The organism is Geodermatophilus sp. SYSU D01106 (assembly GCF_054049995.1).
Window position 1 is genome coordinate 16,459 of record NZ_JBJGYM010000031.1, and the last position, 15,094, is coordinate 31,552.

13 protein-coding genes are annotated in these 15,094 nt (G+C 78.4%); 7 read left to right on the top strand and 6 right to left on the bottom strand.

The genetic code is table 11. The features are described 5' to 3' along the window. Nucleotides 1-5 precede the first annotated feature (5 nt). Both ACI78R_RS21930 and ACI78R_RS21935 read left to right on the top strand, forming a co-directional pair. Nucleotides 6-341, top strand: a complete 336-nt coding sequence (locus ACI78R_RS21930; RefSeq protein ID WP_244274091.1) for a GroES family chaperonin — start codon at nt 6-8, stop codon at nt 339-341. Between the two features lie 96 nt (nt 342-437). Continuing rightward, entirely contained in the window at nt 438-953 is a 516-nt protein-coding gene (locus tag ACI78R_RS21935; protein WP_457042278.1) for a DUF6624 domain-containing protein, read from the top strand. A 45-nt stretch (nt 954-998) separates the two neighbouring features. On the opposite strand, the gene ACI78R_RS21940 is transcribed toward ACI78R_RS21935, so the two are convergent. Further along, nucleotides 999-1,454, bottom strand: coding sequence for a MarR family winged helix-turn-helix transcriptional regulator (locus ACI78R_RS21940; RefSeq protein ID WP_073417832.1), 456 nt, complete (start codon nt 1,452-1,454; stop codon nt 999-1,001). A gap of 59 nt (nt 1,455-1,513) precedes the next feature. Here ACI78R_RS21940 and ACI78R_RS21945 point away from each other — a divergent pair, with 59 nt between their 5' ends. After that, nucleotides 1,514-3,610, top strand: a complete 2,097-nt coding sequence (locus ACI78R_RS21945) for an MMPL family transporter (protein WP_457042279.1) — start codon at nt 1,514-1,516, stop codon at nt 3,608-3,610. A gap of 18 nt (nt 3,611-3,628) precedes the next feature. On the opposite strand, the gene pheA is transcribed toward ACI78R_RS21945, so the two are convergent. Further along, a complete protein-coding gene (pheA, locus tag ACI78R_RS21950) occupies nt 3,629-4,564 on the bottom strand; it encodes a prephenate dehydratase (RefSeq protein WP_457042280.1) in 936 nt (311 codons plus the stop codon). A gap of 107 nt (nt 4,565-4,671) precedes the next feature. Between pheA and ACI78R_RS21955 the strand changes: the two genes are divergently transcribed. Beyond that, the gene (locus ACI78R_RS21955; protein WP_457042281.1) at nt 4,672-6,384 is read left to right on the top strand and encodes a diguanylate cyclase; all 1,713 of its coding nucleotides are present in this window, start codon (nt 4,672-4,674) and stop codon (nt 6,382-6,384) included. A 116-nt stretch (nt 6,385-6,500) separates the two neighbouring features. Continuing rightward, nucleotides 6,501-9,110 (top strand): diguanylate cyclase domain-containing protein, encoded by a 2,610-nt coding sequence (locus ACI78R_RS21960; RefSeq protein WP_457042282.1) that lies wholly within the window; start codon nt 6,501-6,503, stop codon nt 9,108-9,110. 139 nt (nt 9,111-9,249) lie between these two features. Here the strand turns inward: ACI78R_RS21960 and ACI78R_RS21965 are convergent, their stop codons facing one another. Beyond that, entirely contained in the window at nt 9,250-10,356 is a 1,107-nt protein-coding gene (locus ACI78R_RS21965; RefSeq protein WP_457042283.1) for an MFS transporter, read from the bottom strand. A gap of 305 nt (nt 10,357-10,661) precedes the next feature. Here ACI78R_RS21965 and ACI78R_RS21970 point away from each other — a divergent pair, with 305 nt between their 5' ends. Beyond that, nucleotides 10,662-11,261, top strand: a complete 600-nt coding sequence (locus ACI78R_RS21970; RefSeq protein ID WP_457042284.1) for a TMEM165/GDT1 family protein — start codon at nt 10,662-10,664, stop codon at nt 11,259-11,261. 61 nt (nt 11,262-11,322) lie between these two features. Next, nucleotides 11,323-12,753 (top strand): diguanylate cyclase domain-containing protein, encoded by a 1,431-nt coding sequence (locus ACI78R_RS21975; protein WP_457042285.1) that lies wholly within the window; start codon nt 11,323-11,325, stop codon nt 12,751-12,753. On the opposite strand, the gene ACI78R_RS21980 is transcribed toward ACI78R_RS21975, so the two are convergent. The 3 genes from ACI78R_RS21980 to ACI78R_RS21990 all read right to left on the bottom strand — a co-directional run. Continuing rightward, on the bottom strand, nt 12,734-13,543 hold the full coding sequence (locus tag ACI78R_RS21980) for a GDSL-type esterase/lipase family protein (protein WP_457042286.1): 810 nt from the start codon (nt 13,541-13,543) through the stop codon (nt 12,734-12,736). The two genes, ACI78R_RS21975 and ACI78R_RS21980, sit on opposite strands and share 20 nt — an antisense overlap. Further along, nucleotides 13,540-14,655, bottom strand: a complete 1,116-nt coding sequence (locus ACI78R_RS21985) for a glycosyltransferase (RefSeq protein WP_457042287.1) — start codon at nt 14,653-14,655, stop codon at nt 13,540-13,542. Before ACI78R_RS21985 ends, ACI78R_RS21980 begins: the two co-directional genes overlap by 4 nt. Continuing rightward, a partial coding sequence (locus tag ACI78R_RS21990) for a glycosyltransferase (RefSeq protein WP_457042288.1) occupies nt 14,652-15,094 on the bottom strand: 443 nt, incomplete at its 5' end. The genes ACI78R_RS21985 and ACI78R_RS21990, both read right to left, overlap by 4 nt.

The window sequence follows — 15,094 nt, forward strand, 5'->3', positions numbered from 1 at the left end:
CCGCCGTGCCATCCGACGTCGCCAGGGGCAGCGGGCTGCCGATCAAGATGCTGCACGACCGGGTCCTGGTCGCCCTGCGCCGGGAGGACGGCGAGCGCCGCTCCACCGGCGGCATCCTCATCCCGGCGACCGCCCAGGTGGCCAAGCGGCTGGTGTGGGGCGAGGCCCGCGGCGTCGGCGCGAGCGTGCGCCAGGTGAAGGTCGGCGACCAGGTGCTGTTCTCCCCCGAGGACCAGCACGAGGTCGAGGTGCACGGCGAGGAGCTGGTCATCCTGCGCGAGCGCGACGTGCACGCCGTCGCGGCCGAGCGGATCGAGGAGTCCACCGGCCTCTACCTCTGACGCCGTGACCCTGACGCCGTGGCTCTGACGCCGTGTGCACGCAGCGCGGCGACCGGGCAGGCTGCGGCGCGGCACGTGCACACGGGGAGGCTCCGGATGGACGACGAGGCCCTGCGCGCCGAGCTCGAGGCCATGGTCGGCGAGCAGCGGGAGCTGATGGCCCGCACCGGCGGCGGCGCGGTGGAGCAGGCGCCGGTGGAGGCCCGGCGCGAGCGGCGCGCGGTCTTCGTGCGGCACGCCGACCGGCTCGAGCAGCTGCTCGCCGAGGGCGGGTGGCCCACCGCGGACCGGGTCGGGGAGGTCGCCGCGCGCGGTGCCTGGCTGGTCGCCCAGCACGCCGACACCCAGCTGTCGGTGCAGCGCCTGGCCCTGCGGCTGCTGCGCGAGGCGGTGGAGCGCGGGCGGGCGCCGGCCCAGCAGCTCGCGATGCTCGACGACCGGGTCGCCGTCACCGAGGGCCGGCACCAGACCTACGGGACGCAGGTGGCCGACGTCGTCGACGGGCACCCGGTGCTCTGGCCGGTGGCCGACCCCGACCGGCTCGACGAGCGGCGCGCGACCGTGGGCCTCGAGCCGCTCGCCGTCCACCTGGCCCGCTACGCCCAGGCATAGGAAGCGACACGCACGTCCGGGCGCCAGGGACGTGCGTATCGCTTCCTATGCCTCGTGGGCGACCACGACGTCGGTCATGCCCGCCAGGAAGCGGCGGACGACGGCGAGGTCGTCGTCGGTGTAGCCCTCCATCGCGGCGAGCAGGCCCCGCTGCAGCCCGCCGAAGTAGGCGCCGCCGGCGGCCATCGTCGGCTCGGTCATCTCCAGGACGACGCGACGGCGGTCGGCGGGGTCGCGCACCCGGCGCACGTGCCCGGCCCGCTCCAGCCGGTCGACCAGCGCGGTCACCGACGCCGAGCTCAGCCGCACGGCCGCGCCCAGCCCGCCGGCGGTGAGCGGCTCGCCGCGGCGCGCGGCGTCCATGATCGCGATGACCGCGCGGACGTCGGTGCGGCCGAGCCCGTGCGCCTCGGCGAACCGCTCCCCCACCGCGTCGAGCTCGACGGTGAGCCGGCGCAGCAGCAGCGCGACGTCGACACGCTGGTCCACGTTGCGGGTCATCCCCTCACCCCCGTAATCTCTCGATCATCGAGATGATCGGTCGTCGAGAGGACCCCATCATGGCCCGCCGGGTCCGCTGGCTGCTCCCCCTGGTCGTCCTCCTCGCCTGGCTGGGGGCCGCGGCACCGCTCGGCTCGCTCAGCGGGCAGCTGACCGGGCTGCAGGAGAACGACAACGCCGCCTTCCTCCCCGACAGCGCGGAGTCCACCCGGGTCGCGGAGCTGGCGCAGGCGTTCAGCCCCACCGAGGCCATCCCGGCGATCCTGCTGTGGGAGGGCGACGGCCCGCTCGACCAGGCCGCGCTGGCGTCGGTCGGGCAGGCGCTCGAGGAGGCCGCCGCCGTCGCGGACGAGGCCGGCGCCCTGGCCGGGCAGCCCTCCCCGCCGATCCCGTCGGAGGACGGCGAGGCGGTGCAGGCCGTGCTGCCGCTGAGCCCCGAGCTCGGTGACGAGATCGTCGCCGTCGTCGAGGACCTGCGCGCCGCCGTCGAGGTCGAGGGCACCGACAGCTTCGTCACCGGGCCCGGCGGCATCTTCGCCGACTTCGCCAACGGCTTCGCCGGCATCGACGGCCTGCTGCTGGCCGCGGCCTTCGGCGTCGTGCTGCTCATCCTGCTCGTCGTCTACCGCAGCCCGATCCTGCCGTTCCTGGTCATCGGCACCGCGGGCCTGGCGCTCACCGCCGGCAACGCCGTCGCCTACCTGCTGGCCCGCGAGGGCTGGATCACCGTGAACGGGCAGAGCCAGGGCATCGCCTCGATCCTCGTGGTGGGCGCGGCCACCGACTACGGGCTGCTGCTGGTCGCCCGGTTCCGCGAGGAGCTGCAGCGCGAGGAGAGCCGGTTCGTCGCGATCCGCACCGCGCTGCGCCGCTCGTGGGAGCCGATCGTCGCCTCCGGCGCGACCGTCGTCCTCGGCGTGCTGTGCCTGCTGTTCTCCGACCTGGCCTCCAACCGCGGGCTCGGGCCGATCTCGGCGGTGAGCGTGGCCCTCGCCGTCGTCGCGGCGCTGAGCTTCCTGCCCGCGGCACTCGCGCTGCTCGGCCGCGCGGCGTTCTGGCCGTTCCGCCCGCACGTCGGGCAGCAGCCCCGGCAGGGCCGCGGCTGGCCGCGGGTCGCCGCGCTCGTCGGCCGCCGGCCGCGCCGGGTGCTCGCCGCGAGCGTCCTGGCGCTGGTCGCCGCGGCGGTGTTCGCCCCGAGCTACGACGCCTCGGGCATCACCTTCAGCGACGCGATCCGGGGCGAGTCGAACGCCGTGGACGGGCAGGAGGCCCTGGCCCGCCACTTCGACGCCGGCTCCGGCAGCCCGACCGTCGTGGTGACGCCGGAGGACAGCTGGCAGGAGGTGGCCGAGACCGCCGCGGCGGCCGAGGGCGTGGCGTCGGTCGCGCCGTTCACCGGCGGCCCGCCCGGCGGCGACCCGGTCGTGGCCGACGGGCTGGTGCGCCTCGACGTCACCCTCGCCGTCGCCGCCGACAGCACCGAGGCCTTCGACGTCGTCTCCGGCCTCCGGGAGACGCTCGACGACGCCGACCCCGAGGCCCTGGTCGGCGGGGACACCGCGAGCAACCTCGACGCCCGCGAGACCGCCGGCCGCGACCTGCGGGTCATCGTGCCGAGCGTGCTGGTGGTCATCACGATCGTCCTGGCCCTGCTGCTGCGGTCGCTCGTGGCGCCGCTGCTGCTGATGGCCACGGTGGTGCTCAGCGTGGCGGCGACGGTCGGCGTCGCGGCGCTGCTGTTCGACGGCGTCTTCGGCTTCCCCGGCAGCGACCCCGGCATCCTGCTCATCGGGTTCGTGTTCCTCGTCGCCCTGGGGATCGACTACAACATCTTCCTCATGACGCGGGCCCGGGAGGAGTCCGTGCGGCACGGCACCCGCGACGGCGTGCTGCGGGCGCTGGCGGTGACCGGCGGGGTCATCACCTCGGCCGGGCTGGTGCTGGCCGCGACGTTCGGGGCGCTGTCGGTGCTGCCGCTGCTGTTCCTGACGCAGCTGGCCTTCCTGGTGGGCTTCGGCGTGCTGCTGGACACCTTCGTCGTCCGCTCGCTGGTGGTGCCGGCCGCGGTGGCGCTGCTCGGCGACCGCACGTGGTGGCCGAGCCGGCTGTCCCGCCGGCGCGACCCGGAGCCCGAGCGGGAGCTGGAACCCGCCTGAGGTCCGCGGAGGTCGGCCTCAGACCTCGCCGGCGCGCAGCCGCGCCAGCCACGAGCCGGCTTCGGTGAACGCGGCGTCGGCCGCCTCGCCGGGGACCGGCCGGTTGGTGCGGCCGTCGGCGCGCGGGTACGAGCCGAGGAAGCGCACGTCCTCGCTCACCCGGTGCAGCGCGGCCAGGGCCTCGCCCACCCGCGCCTCGGCCACGTGCCCCTCGCAGTCGAGGGAGAAGGAGTAGACCCACAGCCGGTCGCGGATGGGCCGGGACTCGATCCGGGTCAGGCTGATGCCGCGGACGGTGAACTCGCGCAGCACGTCGAGCAGCGCGCCGGTGCGGTCAGCGACGACCACCACGAGCGAGGTCTTGTCGTTGCCGGTGGGCTCGGGCAGCGCGCCCGGCCGGGACACCAGGACGAAGCGGGTGACGGCGCCGGGGTGGTCGGCGACGTCCTCGGCCAGCGGCACCAGCCCGTAGCGCTCGGCGGCGATCGGCGCGCAGACGGCGGCGTCGTACTCGCCGTCGGCGACCGCGCGGGCGGCGACCGCGGTGGAGGAGGCGGGCAGCGTGGGGACGTCCGGCAGCAGCCCGGCCACCGTGCGCGCGGTCTGCCCGAGGGCGTGCGGGTGGCTGACGACGGTCCGCACGTCGGCCAGGGCGGTGCCCGGGCGGGCGGCGAGGACGAAGGCCACGGTGAGGAAGACCTCGCGCACGACCACCAGCGGGTCGCCGTCGGCCAGGCCGTCCATGGTGGTCGGGACCGAGCCCTCGACGGAGTTCTCGAACGGCACCAGGGCTGCGTCGGCCTCGCCGGCGCGGACGGCGGCCAGCGCCGCCGGGACGCTGGCGACGGGCTGCCGCACCCCCTCGCCGGGGGGTACGGCGCTGCTGAGCGCCGCCTCGGCGAAGGTACCCTCGGGCCCGAGATAGGCGAACCGCGTCGGAGGCGTCTGGAGCACCCGACGAGGGTAGTGCGGTCGGGCAGGGGTCGAGATCCCGTCCGGGGGGAACTGCCTCGCCGTCGGCCAGGCGTGGCCGGACGACCGGCGACGAGGAGGAGGGAAGCGTGACCCCCGGCTCCCCTCCCGTCACTGACGGTCACCTGGAGGCTGCGCTGCGGCTCCTGCTGGCCGCCGACCGGCGCGACGACGACGCGGCCTTCCGCGCCGGGCTCGACGACGCCGAGCCCGCGCTGGCCGCCGCCGCGGAGTCCCGCTGGGCCGCCTGGCGCGCGGCGCTGGCCGCCCGCCGCGCCCTGCTCGACGGCGACCGCGACGCCGCCGCGGACGGGGTGACCGCGGCCCGCGAGGCGCTCGGCGCCTGCGCCCCCTCGGCGTCCACGGCGCTGGTGCTCGCCTACCTGGCGCACGTGGAGGCCACTGCCGACCGCCTCGATGCGGCGATGCTGCTCGCGGTCGACGCCAGCCTGCTGACCGAGCAGCTCGCGCCCGCCGAGCCCGCCGCCGGCACCCCCTCACCCGAGGTGGTCCAGGCGCACCTGTGGCTCTCGCTCACCCTCACCGCGCTCGACCTCGAGGAGCTGGCCGTCGCGCAGGCGGAGCGGGGCTGCGCGGTCGCCGAGCGGCTGCCCGACCTCGGCGAGCGCTGGCAGCTGCTGCGGCTGTGCGCCCAGCAGCGGGTCGAGCTCGCCCAGACCCTGCGCCGCCGCGGGCAGGGCGCCCGCGCCCGCGAGCTGGCCGGCGCCGCGATCGCCGCGGCCTCCGACGCCCGCGCGCTGGCGGTCGAGCCCGACCCCGACGACTCCGACCAGCTCGACGTCGTCCAGGCCTGGGCGCTGTCCTGCCACGGCGAGCCCGACGAGGCCCTGGGCCCGCTGCGGTCGGTGCACCGCCGGGTGCACCGCAGCGGCAGCACCTGGCTGCGCGGCTACGCCGACCTGGCCCTGGCCCGGCTGCTCACCCGGCTGTCGCAGGAGCACAGCGGCGGCGGGGGCGGCGAGGAGGCCGCCGGCCTGCTGGTCGACGCCGCGGGCGCCTTCGCCGCCACCGCCGACCGGCGCCGCTACCGGCAGTGCCTGCTCGAGCTCGGCCAGGCCACCGCCGCGATGGGCCGGCCCGCCGAGGCCCTGTACTGGCTCGACGCCTACCGCTCCGACACCGGCCGCGCGCACGCCCGCAGCCGGGAGCTGTGGGCGGAGATGTTCGTCCGCCGCAGCCGGCTGCGCGAGGCCGAGCGGCAGGCCGCGGTGCTGCGCCGGCACGCGCTGGAGGACCCGCTCACGGGCCTGGGCAACCGGCGCAGCGCCGAGCGCCGGCTGGCCGGGCTGCGGCTGGGCGCCGAGCCGCTGTCGCTGGCCGTCGTCGACGTCGACCGGTTCAAGGAGGTCAACGACGACACCTCGCACACCCACGGCGACGAGGTGCTGCGCCGGGTCGCCGCGCTGCTGCGCGAGCACAGCCGGGCCGGCGACGAGGTGTACCGGTGGGCCGGCGACGAGTTCCTCGTCGTGCTCCCCGCGGCCACCCAGGGGCAGGCGCTGGCTGCCGTGGAGCGGCTGCGGGCCGCCGTGGCCGAGGCGGACTGGGCCGACCTGCCGTTGAGCGAGCCGATCACCGTGAGCATCGGGGTGGCCACCGCCCCGGCCGCCGCCGCCGACCGGTCCGTGCCGGTCGGCTGGCGGTCGCTGTTCGACACCGCCGACCTGCACCTGTTCTCCGCCAAGCGCGGCGGGCGCAACCGGGTGCGGGCGCCGGGACTCGTCGACGGCGACGGCGGGACCGGGGCCGGGGACCAGGCCCCGCCGGAGGCCGCGCCGTGACCGGCGCCCGGCCCGGCTGGGACGGCAGTGACGGAACGGGCGACGGGACCTCCGCCACACGACGCGCCCGCGCCGGGATGCCCGGATCCGGCCCCGACGGCGTGCACAGTGCCCTGGTGCCACCGGGAGCCCTGCACCACCGGGTGACCGCCGCCCTCGCCAACTGGCAGCTCGACGACGCCGAGCGCCTGCTGTCGGTCGTCGACTCCTCGACGCCCTACGCAGCCCCCGCCGAGGCCGGCGCCCCCGGGTCCGACGACCGCGACGACGCGTCCACCCTCGGCCGCGCCTGGGCCGACACCCTGCGCGCCGAGCTGCTGGTGCGCCGGCTGCGCGTGGCCGGCTTCACGCTGGTCGGCGAGCCGCTCGACGCTCCCGAGGCCACCGAGTCCCTCGACCTGCACGCCGGCGTCGCCGGGCTGCTCGACGGCGGCGACGGCGACCCGCGGTCGGCGTCGGCCGCGCACGCCGCCGAGGCGATCGCCCTCGTGCGCTCGGCCAAGGCCGCCTTCGACGCCAGCGACGACGAGCTGCAGCGCGCCGCGGGCCTCGCCCGGCACGCCCGCATCGAGCTGCTGTCCCGCCGGATCGACGCGGCGATGGACGAGGCGGTCGAGGCCGCCAGCCTGCTCGACCCCGCGCTGCCCCCGAGCGCCCTGCTCGTCGACACCCTGGGCACCCTCGCCGGCGTCCTGGCCGACCTCGAGCTGATGCCGCTGGCCCTGGACTACCAGCGCCGCGCGCTGGAGACCGCCGCCGCGGCCGCCGCCGCGGGCGTGCTCGACGCCGGCGTCGACCCCGACGTGCTCGCCGCCCGCGCGGCCACCTGCCTCGGTGAGCTGTGCGCGGAGCTGGGTGAGGCGCTGCTCGACGACGGCGACCCCGACGCCGCGCTGCCGCGGTTCGCCGAGGCGCGCGGGCTGGCCGAGCGGGCGCTGGCCCAGCTGCCACCCGACGCCGAGGGCGTCGTGGCCGCGCAGGTGGTGCACGGCTGGGCGCTGGTCGGCCTGGGCGAGCACGCCGCGGCCACCGGCCCGCTGCGCGCCGCCGTCCGCACCACCAGCGCCCGCGGCGACCGCGCGCTGCTGGCCTCCGCGCTGCTGGCGCTGGGCCGCGCGCTGCGCCGCCAGGACGACGGCCGCGGCGCCGACCAGCAGCTGGCCAAGGCGCTGGCGCTGGCCACCGAGCACGGCCTGCCCCGGCTGCGGCGGTCGGCGCTGCGTGAGCTGTGCACGCTGCACGCCGAGCTCGACGACGCCGGCCGCGCGCTGCCCTACCTGCAGGCCTACCTCGCCGACGAGCTCGACCGGGTCGACGAGCGGCGCACCCGCTGGGTGGAGCTGTTCGGCCGGCGCAAGAGCCTGCTGGAGAACGAGCGCGCCGCCGGGCAGCTGCGCCGGCAGGCCTACGAGGACCCCCTCACCCACCTGCCGAACCGGCGCTACGCCGAGGCGCGCCTGGACGGGCTGCTCGGCGCCGGCACCACGCCCGCGCTGGCCGTCGTCGACGTCGACCGGTTCAAGGCCATCAACGACGCCGTCGGCCACCCCGGCGGCGACGCGGTGCTGCGGGCGGTCGCCGAGCTGCTCATCGCCGGCTGCCGCGACACCGACGAGGTGTGCCGCTGGGCCGGCGACGAGTTCGTCGTCCTGCTGCCCGACACCACCGCCGAGCAGGCCGAGCGGGCCCTGGAGCGGGTGCGCCGCGCGGTGGCCGCCCACGACTGGGCCGCGCTGGGCCTGACCCTGCCGGTGACGATCAGCGTGGGCATCGCCTCGGCCACCCGCGGCGACGACCGGCGCACGCTGTTCGCCGCGGCCGACGGCGTCCTCTACGACGCCAAGCGCAGCGGCCGCGACCGCGTCGTCCGCCTCTCGGCGGTCACCCAGACCCGTGCGCCCGACGCCGCCCCGGAGGCCGAGGTGGCGACAGCCTCCGGGCCCGCGACGGCGTCGGTGCAGGTGCCGCCGGTGCAGACGTCGCCGCTGGACCCCGTCGGCGGCTTCGCCGCGCTGCTCGCCGCGCCCGCCCGGCCGGCCGACCCGCCGCTGTCGCTCGGCGGCCCGGGTGAGCCGGCGCTGGCGCCCGGGCCCGCGGCGCCGCCCGCGCGCCCGGCCGAGCCCGACGTCATCTGGGGCGTGGGCCGCTCCACCGAGCAGGTGCTCGCGCTGGTCCGCGAGACCCGCGACGCGCACCCCGACCGCCCGGCGCTGGTGGTGCGCGCGAGCGCCGACACGCTCGTCGCGCTGGCGTCCGCGCACCCGGGCTCCACGGTCGACGCCGCCGCCATGTCGGCCGCCGTCGGCCCGGTGCCCGAGCCGGTCGGGCGGGTGGGCGTGCTGTGCGCCAGCACCGCCGACGCGTCGGTGGCCGCCGAGGCCGCGTTCGTCGCCCGGGTGACCGGCACCGAGGTCGTGCGGGTCGACGACGTCGGCGGCAGCCGGCTGCGGCCGCTGCTCACCGACCGGACGCTGCTCGACGACGTCGACTGCCTGGTCGTGGTCGCGGGCCTCGACGCCTCGCTGGCCGGCACGGTCGGAGCGATGACGGACGTGCCGATCGTCGCGGTGCCCACCTCGACCGGGCAGCCGGGCTCCTTCGGCGGCTTCGGCTCGCTGCTCACGATGCTCAACTCGGCGTCGCCGGGCGTCGTCGTCAGCAACATCGACAACGGTCACGCCGCCGGCGTCTTCGCCGCCCGCATCGCCCGGAGGACCGGGAGGTAGGGACGGCGAGATGACATCGTCGGCCTACCGGCCGACACCGCGGCCAGGAGCCGTCCCCCGGCTTCGCTGAGCCCTGCCACGACGTCCCGACCGGGAGCCTCCGGCCCCGCGCTCGACCCGCCGTCCTGCGCGGGGCGGCTCACCTCGTGAGCGCCGTCGGCCGCAGGCCGCGGGCGACCACCGGGACCACCACGGCGAAGAGGACCGCCACGGCGAGGGCGCCGTCGAGGGCCCAGGCGGCGAACACCAGCAGCGCGCCGAGCTCGATGCCCAGCCCCGCCACCGAGGTGACCGTTGCGCGGACGGCGGCGGGTAGCCGCTCCTGCAGCCGGGCCTCCCCCACGACCAGCACCGCCAGGTACAGGCCGTAGGACACCGCGACGGCGGCGACGGCGGGGAGGCCGTCGGCCAGCGCGCCGACGGCGAGCAGCACCGCCGAGGCGAGCAGCAGCAGCGGCAGCGCCCGCGAGGGCAGCCGCGCCGCCCGGCCGGCGAGCGCCGCGCCCGCGGCACCGGTCAGGGCGACGACGAGGACCGCGGCCGGCACCACCGCCGTCGGCACGCCCTGGTCGCGGGCCATGAGCGGGAAGTACTCCTCGATCGCGTCGAGCGAGCCGAGCAGCGCGACGGCGGCCACCGCGAGCAGCACCCCCGGGCGGCGCAGCGCCGTCCCGACGGCGGTCCGCAGCGGGACCTCCGGCCCGTCGTCGTCGGCGGTGCGCGGCGGCTCGGGGAACCGGGTGGCCAGCGCGGCGGCGGCCAGGCAGGTGCCGACGCTCGCCCAGCCGACCAGCGCGTAGCCGCCGGCCTGGACGAGGAGGCCGGCCAGCACGGCGGTGGGCACCTGGACGAGCAGCTCGGCCGCGGTCGTGGCGCCGTTGACCCGGACGTAGGCGTCCTCGGCGCCGGCCGCGGCCAGCCCGTCGTAGACCAGGGCCTCGGCCGCGCCGGACACCAGCGCGCCGCCGACGCCCCAGACGACGAAGCCGGCGGCGAAGCCGGGCAGGCCCGGCGTGACCGTCCACAGCACGAAACCCACGGCCTCGAGGACGCCGCCGAGCACGAGCGCGCCGCGGCGGGACCAGCGGTCGGCGAGCACGCCGGTGGGCACCTCGGCCACCAGCGCGGTGAGCGACCACAGCGCGAACAGCGCGGAGACCTGCGCCTCGGTCAGCCCGGTGTCCAGGAACAGCAGCGCGTAGAGCGGGTACACCGGGGCGAGGCCGGACAGCGCGGTCCAGGCCACGGCCAGCCGGGCGAGGGCCCGGGCGGCCGGCGGGAGCGGGGCGGGGGACGGGCGTCAACGGAAGGGCACGGCGCGACCGTAACGAGCCGCACAACCGCGCGCGACCACATTGCCGTCCTCCCGGACGGCACCGCGGCCAGGTGCCGTCCCCCGCCTGCGACGAGCCCTTCCCGGCGTGCGATCGCGGGACCCTCCGGGCCCCCCCTCCGCCCACCGCCTCGCGGGGCGGCTGCGGACCGTCGACTAACCTGGACGACCGGTTCGACTGCCCCGCCCGGCGGTGCCGAGCGGAAGAGAGCCAGCCCGTGATCGTCCTGTCCGTCGTCGCGACGGCGTTCGTCCTCGTCCTGCCGGTGGAGCTGCCGGACAAGACGCTGTTCGCCAGCCTGGTGCTCGCCACCCGGTTCCCGCCGCTGCCGGTGTTCGTCGGCGTGGGCACCGCCTTCGGCCTGCAGGTGGCCATCGCGGTGACCGCCGGCAGCCTGCTGTCGCTCCTCCCCCAGGCCCTGGTCAGCGGGGTCGTGGCGGTGCTGTTCCTCGTCGGCGCGGTGCTGCTGTGGCGCAGCGCGGCGGAGGGCCCCGAGGACGGCGGGGAGGCCGCCGACGCGCGGGAGCGGACGTCGTTCCTGCGGGCGGCCGCGGTCTCCTTCGGCGTGCTGTTCGCCGCCGAGTGGGGCGACCTGTCGCAGCTGGCCACCGCGGGCCTCGCCGCGCGCCTGGACTCCCCCGTGTCGGTCTTCATCGGGGCGTGGGCGGCGCTGCTCACCGTCTCGGCGCTCGCGGTGTTCCTCGGCAAGGCGCTGGCCGACCGGCTGCCGGTGGCGCTCATCCGCCGCGCGGCCGCGGTGCTGTTCGTCGTCTTCGCCGTCGTGGCCGCCGTGGAGACCGTCCGCGTCCTCACCTGATCGGGGGAGGGCGCGGCGGCGGCTCCTGCGGACCGGTCCCGCACCGGCCGTTGTCCCGGTCATGAGCACGACCACGACCCCCGACCGCGCCACCGGCGCCCTCGACCTCGCCGAGCTCGGCCGCGACGCCGAGCTCGCCGCCGTCGTCCGGGTGGCCGCCGCGGTCACCGGCGTGCCATGCGCGACGCTCAACCTGCTCGACGCCTGCGAGCAGCACCAGCTCGTGCCGCACGGCTTCCGGGGCTGCTCCTCGCCGGCCGAGGAGTCGCTGTGCGCGACGATGACCGCCGAGGGCCCGCGCGTGCGGGTGTACGCAGACCTCTCGACCGACCCCCGCTACGCGGACAACCCGTGGGTGGACGGCCGGCGGTCGTCGGTGCGCGCCTACGCGAGCGCGCCGCTGCTCGTCGACGGGCTGGCGGTCGGCACGCTGTGCGTCTTCGACACCGCCCCGCACGCCTTCCCGGCCGACGCCGGCGACCGGCTGGCCGACCTCGCCGGCGTCGTCGTCGCCCTGTTCCAGCGCCGCCGCCAGGCGCGGCAGCTCGCCGTCCTCGCCGCCGCCCGCGCCGCCGACCGCGACCAGGCGCAGGCCGCGGCGTCGCACGCGGCGCGGTCGGAGGCCTTCACCCGGGCGCTGCTCGAGGCGCTGCCGGTCGGGGTCGTGGCCGCGGACGCCGACGGGCGGATCACCCTGTTCAACCGGCTCGGCCGGCAGTGGCACGGCCTGCCCGAGGAGCACGCCGACCAGGTGGCCGGCGCGGAGCTCACCGAGGACGTCGTCGAGCGCTTCGGGCTCTGCACCCCCGACGGCCGCCGGCTGGCGCTGGCGGAGGTGCCGCTCGCCCGCGTCTACACCGAGGGCCGGGTGCGCGACGCGCACATGGCCATCGACCGGCCCGGGCACCCGCTGCGCGTGCTCCGCGCGTCGGGGACGCGGATCCGCGACGACGCCGGCCGCCCCACCGGCGCGGTCGTGGCGATGATGGACGTGACCGCGCAGGTCGAGCTGGAGGCCCGGCTGCGCGAGGCCGCCCTGCACGACGCCCTCACCGGCCTGCCCAACCGGGCGCTGCTGCTCGACCGCACGGAGCAGGCGCTGCGGGTGCAGGACCGCGACGGGCTCCCCGCGGCGGTCCTCTACTGCGACCTCGACGGGTTCAAGCAGGTCAACGACACTCTCGGCCACGCCGCGGGCGACGCCGCGCTGGTGCGGATGGCCGCTGCGCTGACCTCCGTCGTCCGCCCGGGCGACACGGTGGCCCGCATCGGCGGCGACGAGTTCGTCGTCCTGTGCCCCGGCACGACGACGGAGGCGGCCGCACGCGGGCTCGCCGAACGGCTGTCCGTCGCGCTCGCCGCCCCCGCCGACGGCGGCCCGGCGCTGCGCTCGAGCACCGGCCTGGCGCTCTCCCGCGCCGGCGACACCCCCGACACCCTGCTCAGCCGGGCCGACGCCGCGATGTACGCGGTCAAGCGCTCCCGCCGCTGACCCGCGCCGGCCGGACCCCGGGTCCTCCGCCGGGCGCCGGCTCGCCGTCGCGGGCGGAGCCGACGGCCCGGGGGTCGCCCAGCTCGCGGGCGGCGGCCACCAGGCCGGTGAGGTGCGCGGCCGCCCACGGCAGCCCGTGGCGCGCTGCCCAGGCGAGCTCGCGCGCCGGGCCGGGCGCCGGCGGCAGCGGCAGCGGGTCCGGCACGCGGACCGGCAGGCCGGCCGCGGTGAGCAGCGCGCCCGCGACCACGGCGATCCGGGCGTGCAACGCCGCGGTGGGGTGCAGCCGGTCGACGTCCCACGCCCGGCGGTCGGTCACGGACGGCACGGCCGCGAGGTCCAGCACCAGCACGCCGGGGCCGGCCGCCGCCGCGTCGACCGCGGCGTTGACCGCTGCCACCCGACCGCGGACGGCGGCCCGCACCCCCGCCGGCAGCGGCAGCACCCCGCCGGGGTCGTGCAGCCGGCCGAGGACGACGACGGCCCCGGCGGCGCGCAGCCCGGACACGACGGCGGCGAGGTCGTCGGCCAGCGCGGCGGGGTCCAGGTCGGACCGCGAGACGTCGTTGAGCCCGGCCAGCACGGTGGCCACGTCGGGCGCCCCGGCCACGGCGGCGGCCAGCTGCCCGGCGCGCACGTCGCGGACGCGGGCGCCGGCCCGCGCCAGCAGGGTCAGCCGGGCGCCCGGGACGGCGGCGGCGAGCACCGACGGCCAGGTGCGGGCGGCCGGCACCCGCACGCCCACGCCCTCACCGCAGCTGGTGCTGTCGCCGAGCGCCGCGATCCTCATGCCGCCCGCTCCCGCGCCGCGAGGCCGTGCGCGGCGAGGAACCCCGCCACCGTCGCCGTCCACGGGAACCGCTCGGCGCGCCGCCGGGCCCGCTCGCGGCGCACGCCCGGGTCCACCGCGAGCAGCGCCTCGACGGCGTCGGCATGCGCGGCCGCGGTGCCGGCGGCGGCCATCCCGGCCGGCCCGGCCACCGACGGCAGTGCGGAGTCCGCGGACACCACGACCGGCGTGCCGCAGGCCAGCGCCTCCAGCGCGGCCAGGCCGAACGTCTCCACGGGGCCGGGCGCGAGCACGACGTCGGCGGCGCCGAGCAGGCCCGCCAGCGCGGCCCGGCCGGGCACGTGCCCGAGGAACACGACCGGCAGGCCCGCGGCGCGGCGGGCCAGCGCCCTGCGGGCGGGCCCGTCGCCGGCGACCAGCAGCCGCACCGGCAGGCCGCGGCGGGCGAGCTCCGCGGTGGCGGCGACCGCGAGGTCGGGCCGCTTCTCCCGCGACAGCCGGGTGGCGGTCACCAGCAGCACCCCGCCGTCGCGCCGGTGGCCGGCGTCGGCGCGGGCGGGCGTGAAGGTGCCGAGGTCGACGCCGAGCGGCACCACGGTCACCGGCGCCCCGACCCGTCGGTACTCCTCGGCCGCCCAGTCGGTGGTGCAGACGACGCGGCCGGCGGCGGCCAGCGCGGCGTTGGCGCGGTCGGCGAGCCGGTCGGCCGCCCGTGGCACGCCGGGTGCGGCCGGCAGCCACTGCCGCAGCCACCGGTCGAGCCGCTCGTGGCTGACCACCAGCGCCGGGACCCCGCGGTCCCGGGACCAGCCGGCCACCGCGCGCAGGGTGGTGCGGTCGTGCAGCTCGACGCGGTCGGGCGCCAGGTCCGCCAGCGCCGCGAGCACCGGCGCCGGGCGCAGCAGCCGGTACCCGGTGCCCGGGAGCGGGACGCCGGGCAGCTGCACCCGCCGTCCCCAGGCGGTGTCCTCGGTCGCCGCGCGCGGGCCGGGCACCACCTGCACCACCTCGTGGCCGGCGGCCGCGTACCCGGCGGCGAGGGAGGCGAGCGCGGTGCGCAGGCCACCGGAGGTGGGGGTGACGAAGTTGGCCAGCTGCACGACCCGGCTCACGCGACGCGCTCCGGGGCGGCGGGCGCGGCGGCGCGGCCGGCGAGCGCGTCGGTGTAGTGGCCGAGCAGCTGGTCGCCGAGGGTGTCCCAGGTGCGGCCGCGCACGCTCGCCCGCGCGGCGCGGGACATCCAGGCACGGGTGTCCGGCTCGGCCACCAGCCGGGTCACCTGCGCACGGAGGTCGGCCGCCGACCCGGGGGTGAAGAACAGGCCGGTCCGGCCGGCGGTGACGACGTCGAGCGGCCCACCGGCGGCCGGCGCGACCACCGGGACGCCGCTGGCCAGCGCCTCCTGCGCCGCCTGGCAGAAGGTCTCCGACGAGCCGGGGTGGACGAAGACGTCGAGGGAGGCGGTCCAGGGGGCGGGCGCGGCGCCGCCGCGGCCGCCCCCGCCCCCCCCGCCCCCCCCCCCCCCCCCCCCCCCCCCCCCCCCCCCCCCCC

Coding starts and splice junctions, on each gene's coding strand:
- ACI78R_RS21980 (WP_457042286.1), bottom strand. CDS start 13,543: ATGAGGATCGCGGCGCTCGGCGACAGCACCAGCTGCGGTGAGGGCGTG.
- ACI78R_RS21935 (WP_457042278.1), top strand. CDS start 438: ATGGACGACGAGGCCCTGCGCGCCGAGCTCGAGGCCATGGTCGGCGAG.
- ACI78R_RS21940 (WP_073417832.1), bottom strand. CDS start 1,454: ATGACCCGCAACGTGGACCAGCGTGTCGACGTCGCGCTGCTGCTGCGC.
- ACI78R_RS21975 (WP_457042285.1), top strand. CDS start 11,323: ATGAGCACGACCACGACCCCCGACCGCGCCACCGGCGCCCTCGACCTC.
- ACI78R_RS21945 (WP_457042279.1), top strand. CDS start 1,514: ATGGCCCGCCGGGTCCGCTGGCTGCTCCCCCTGGTCGTCCTCCTCGCC.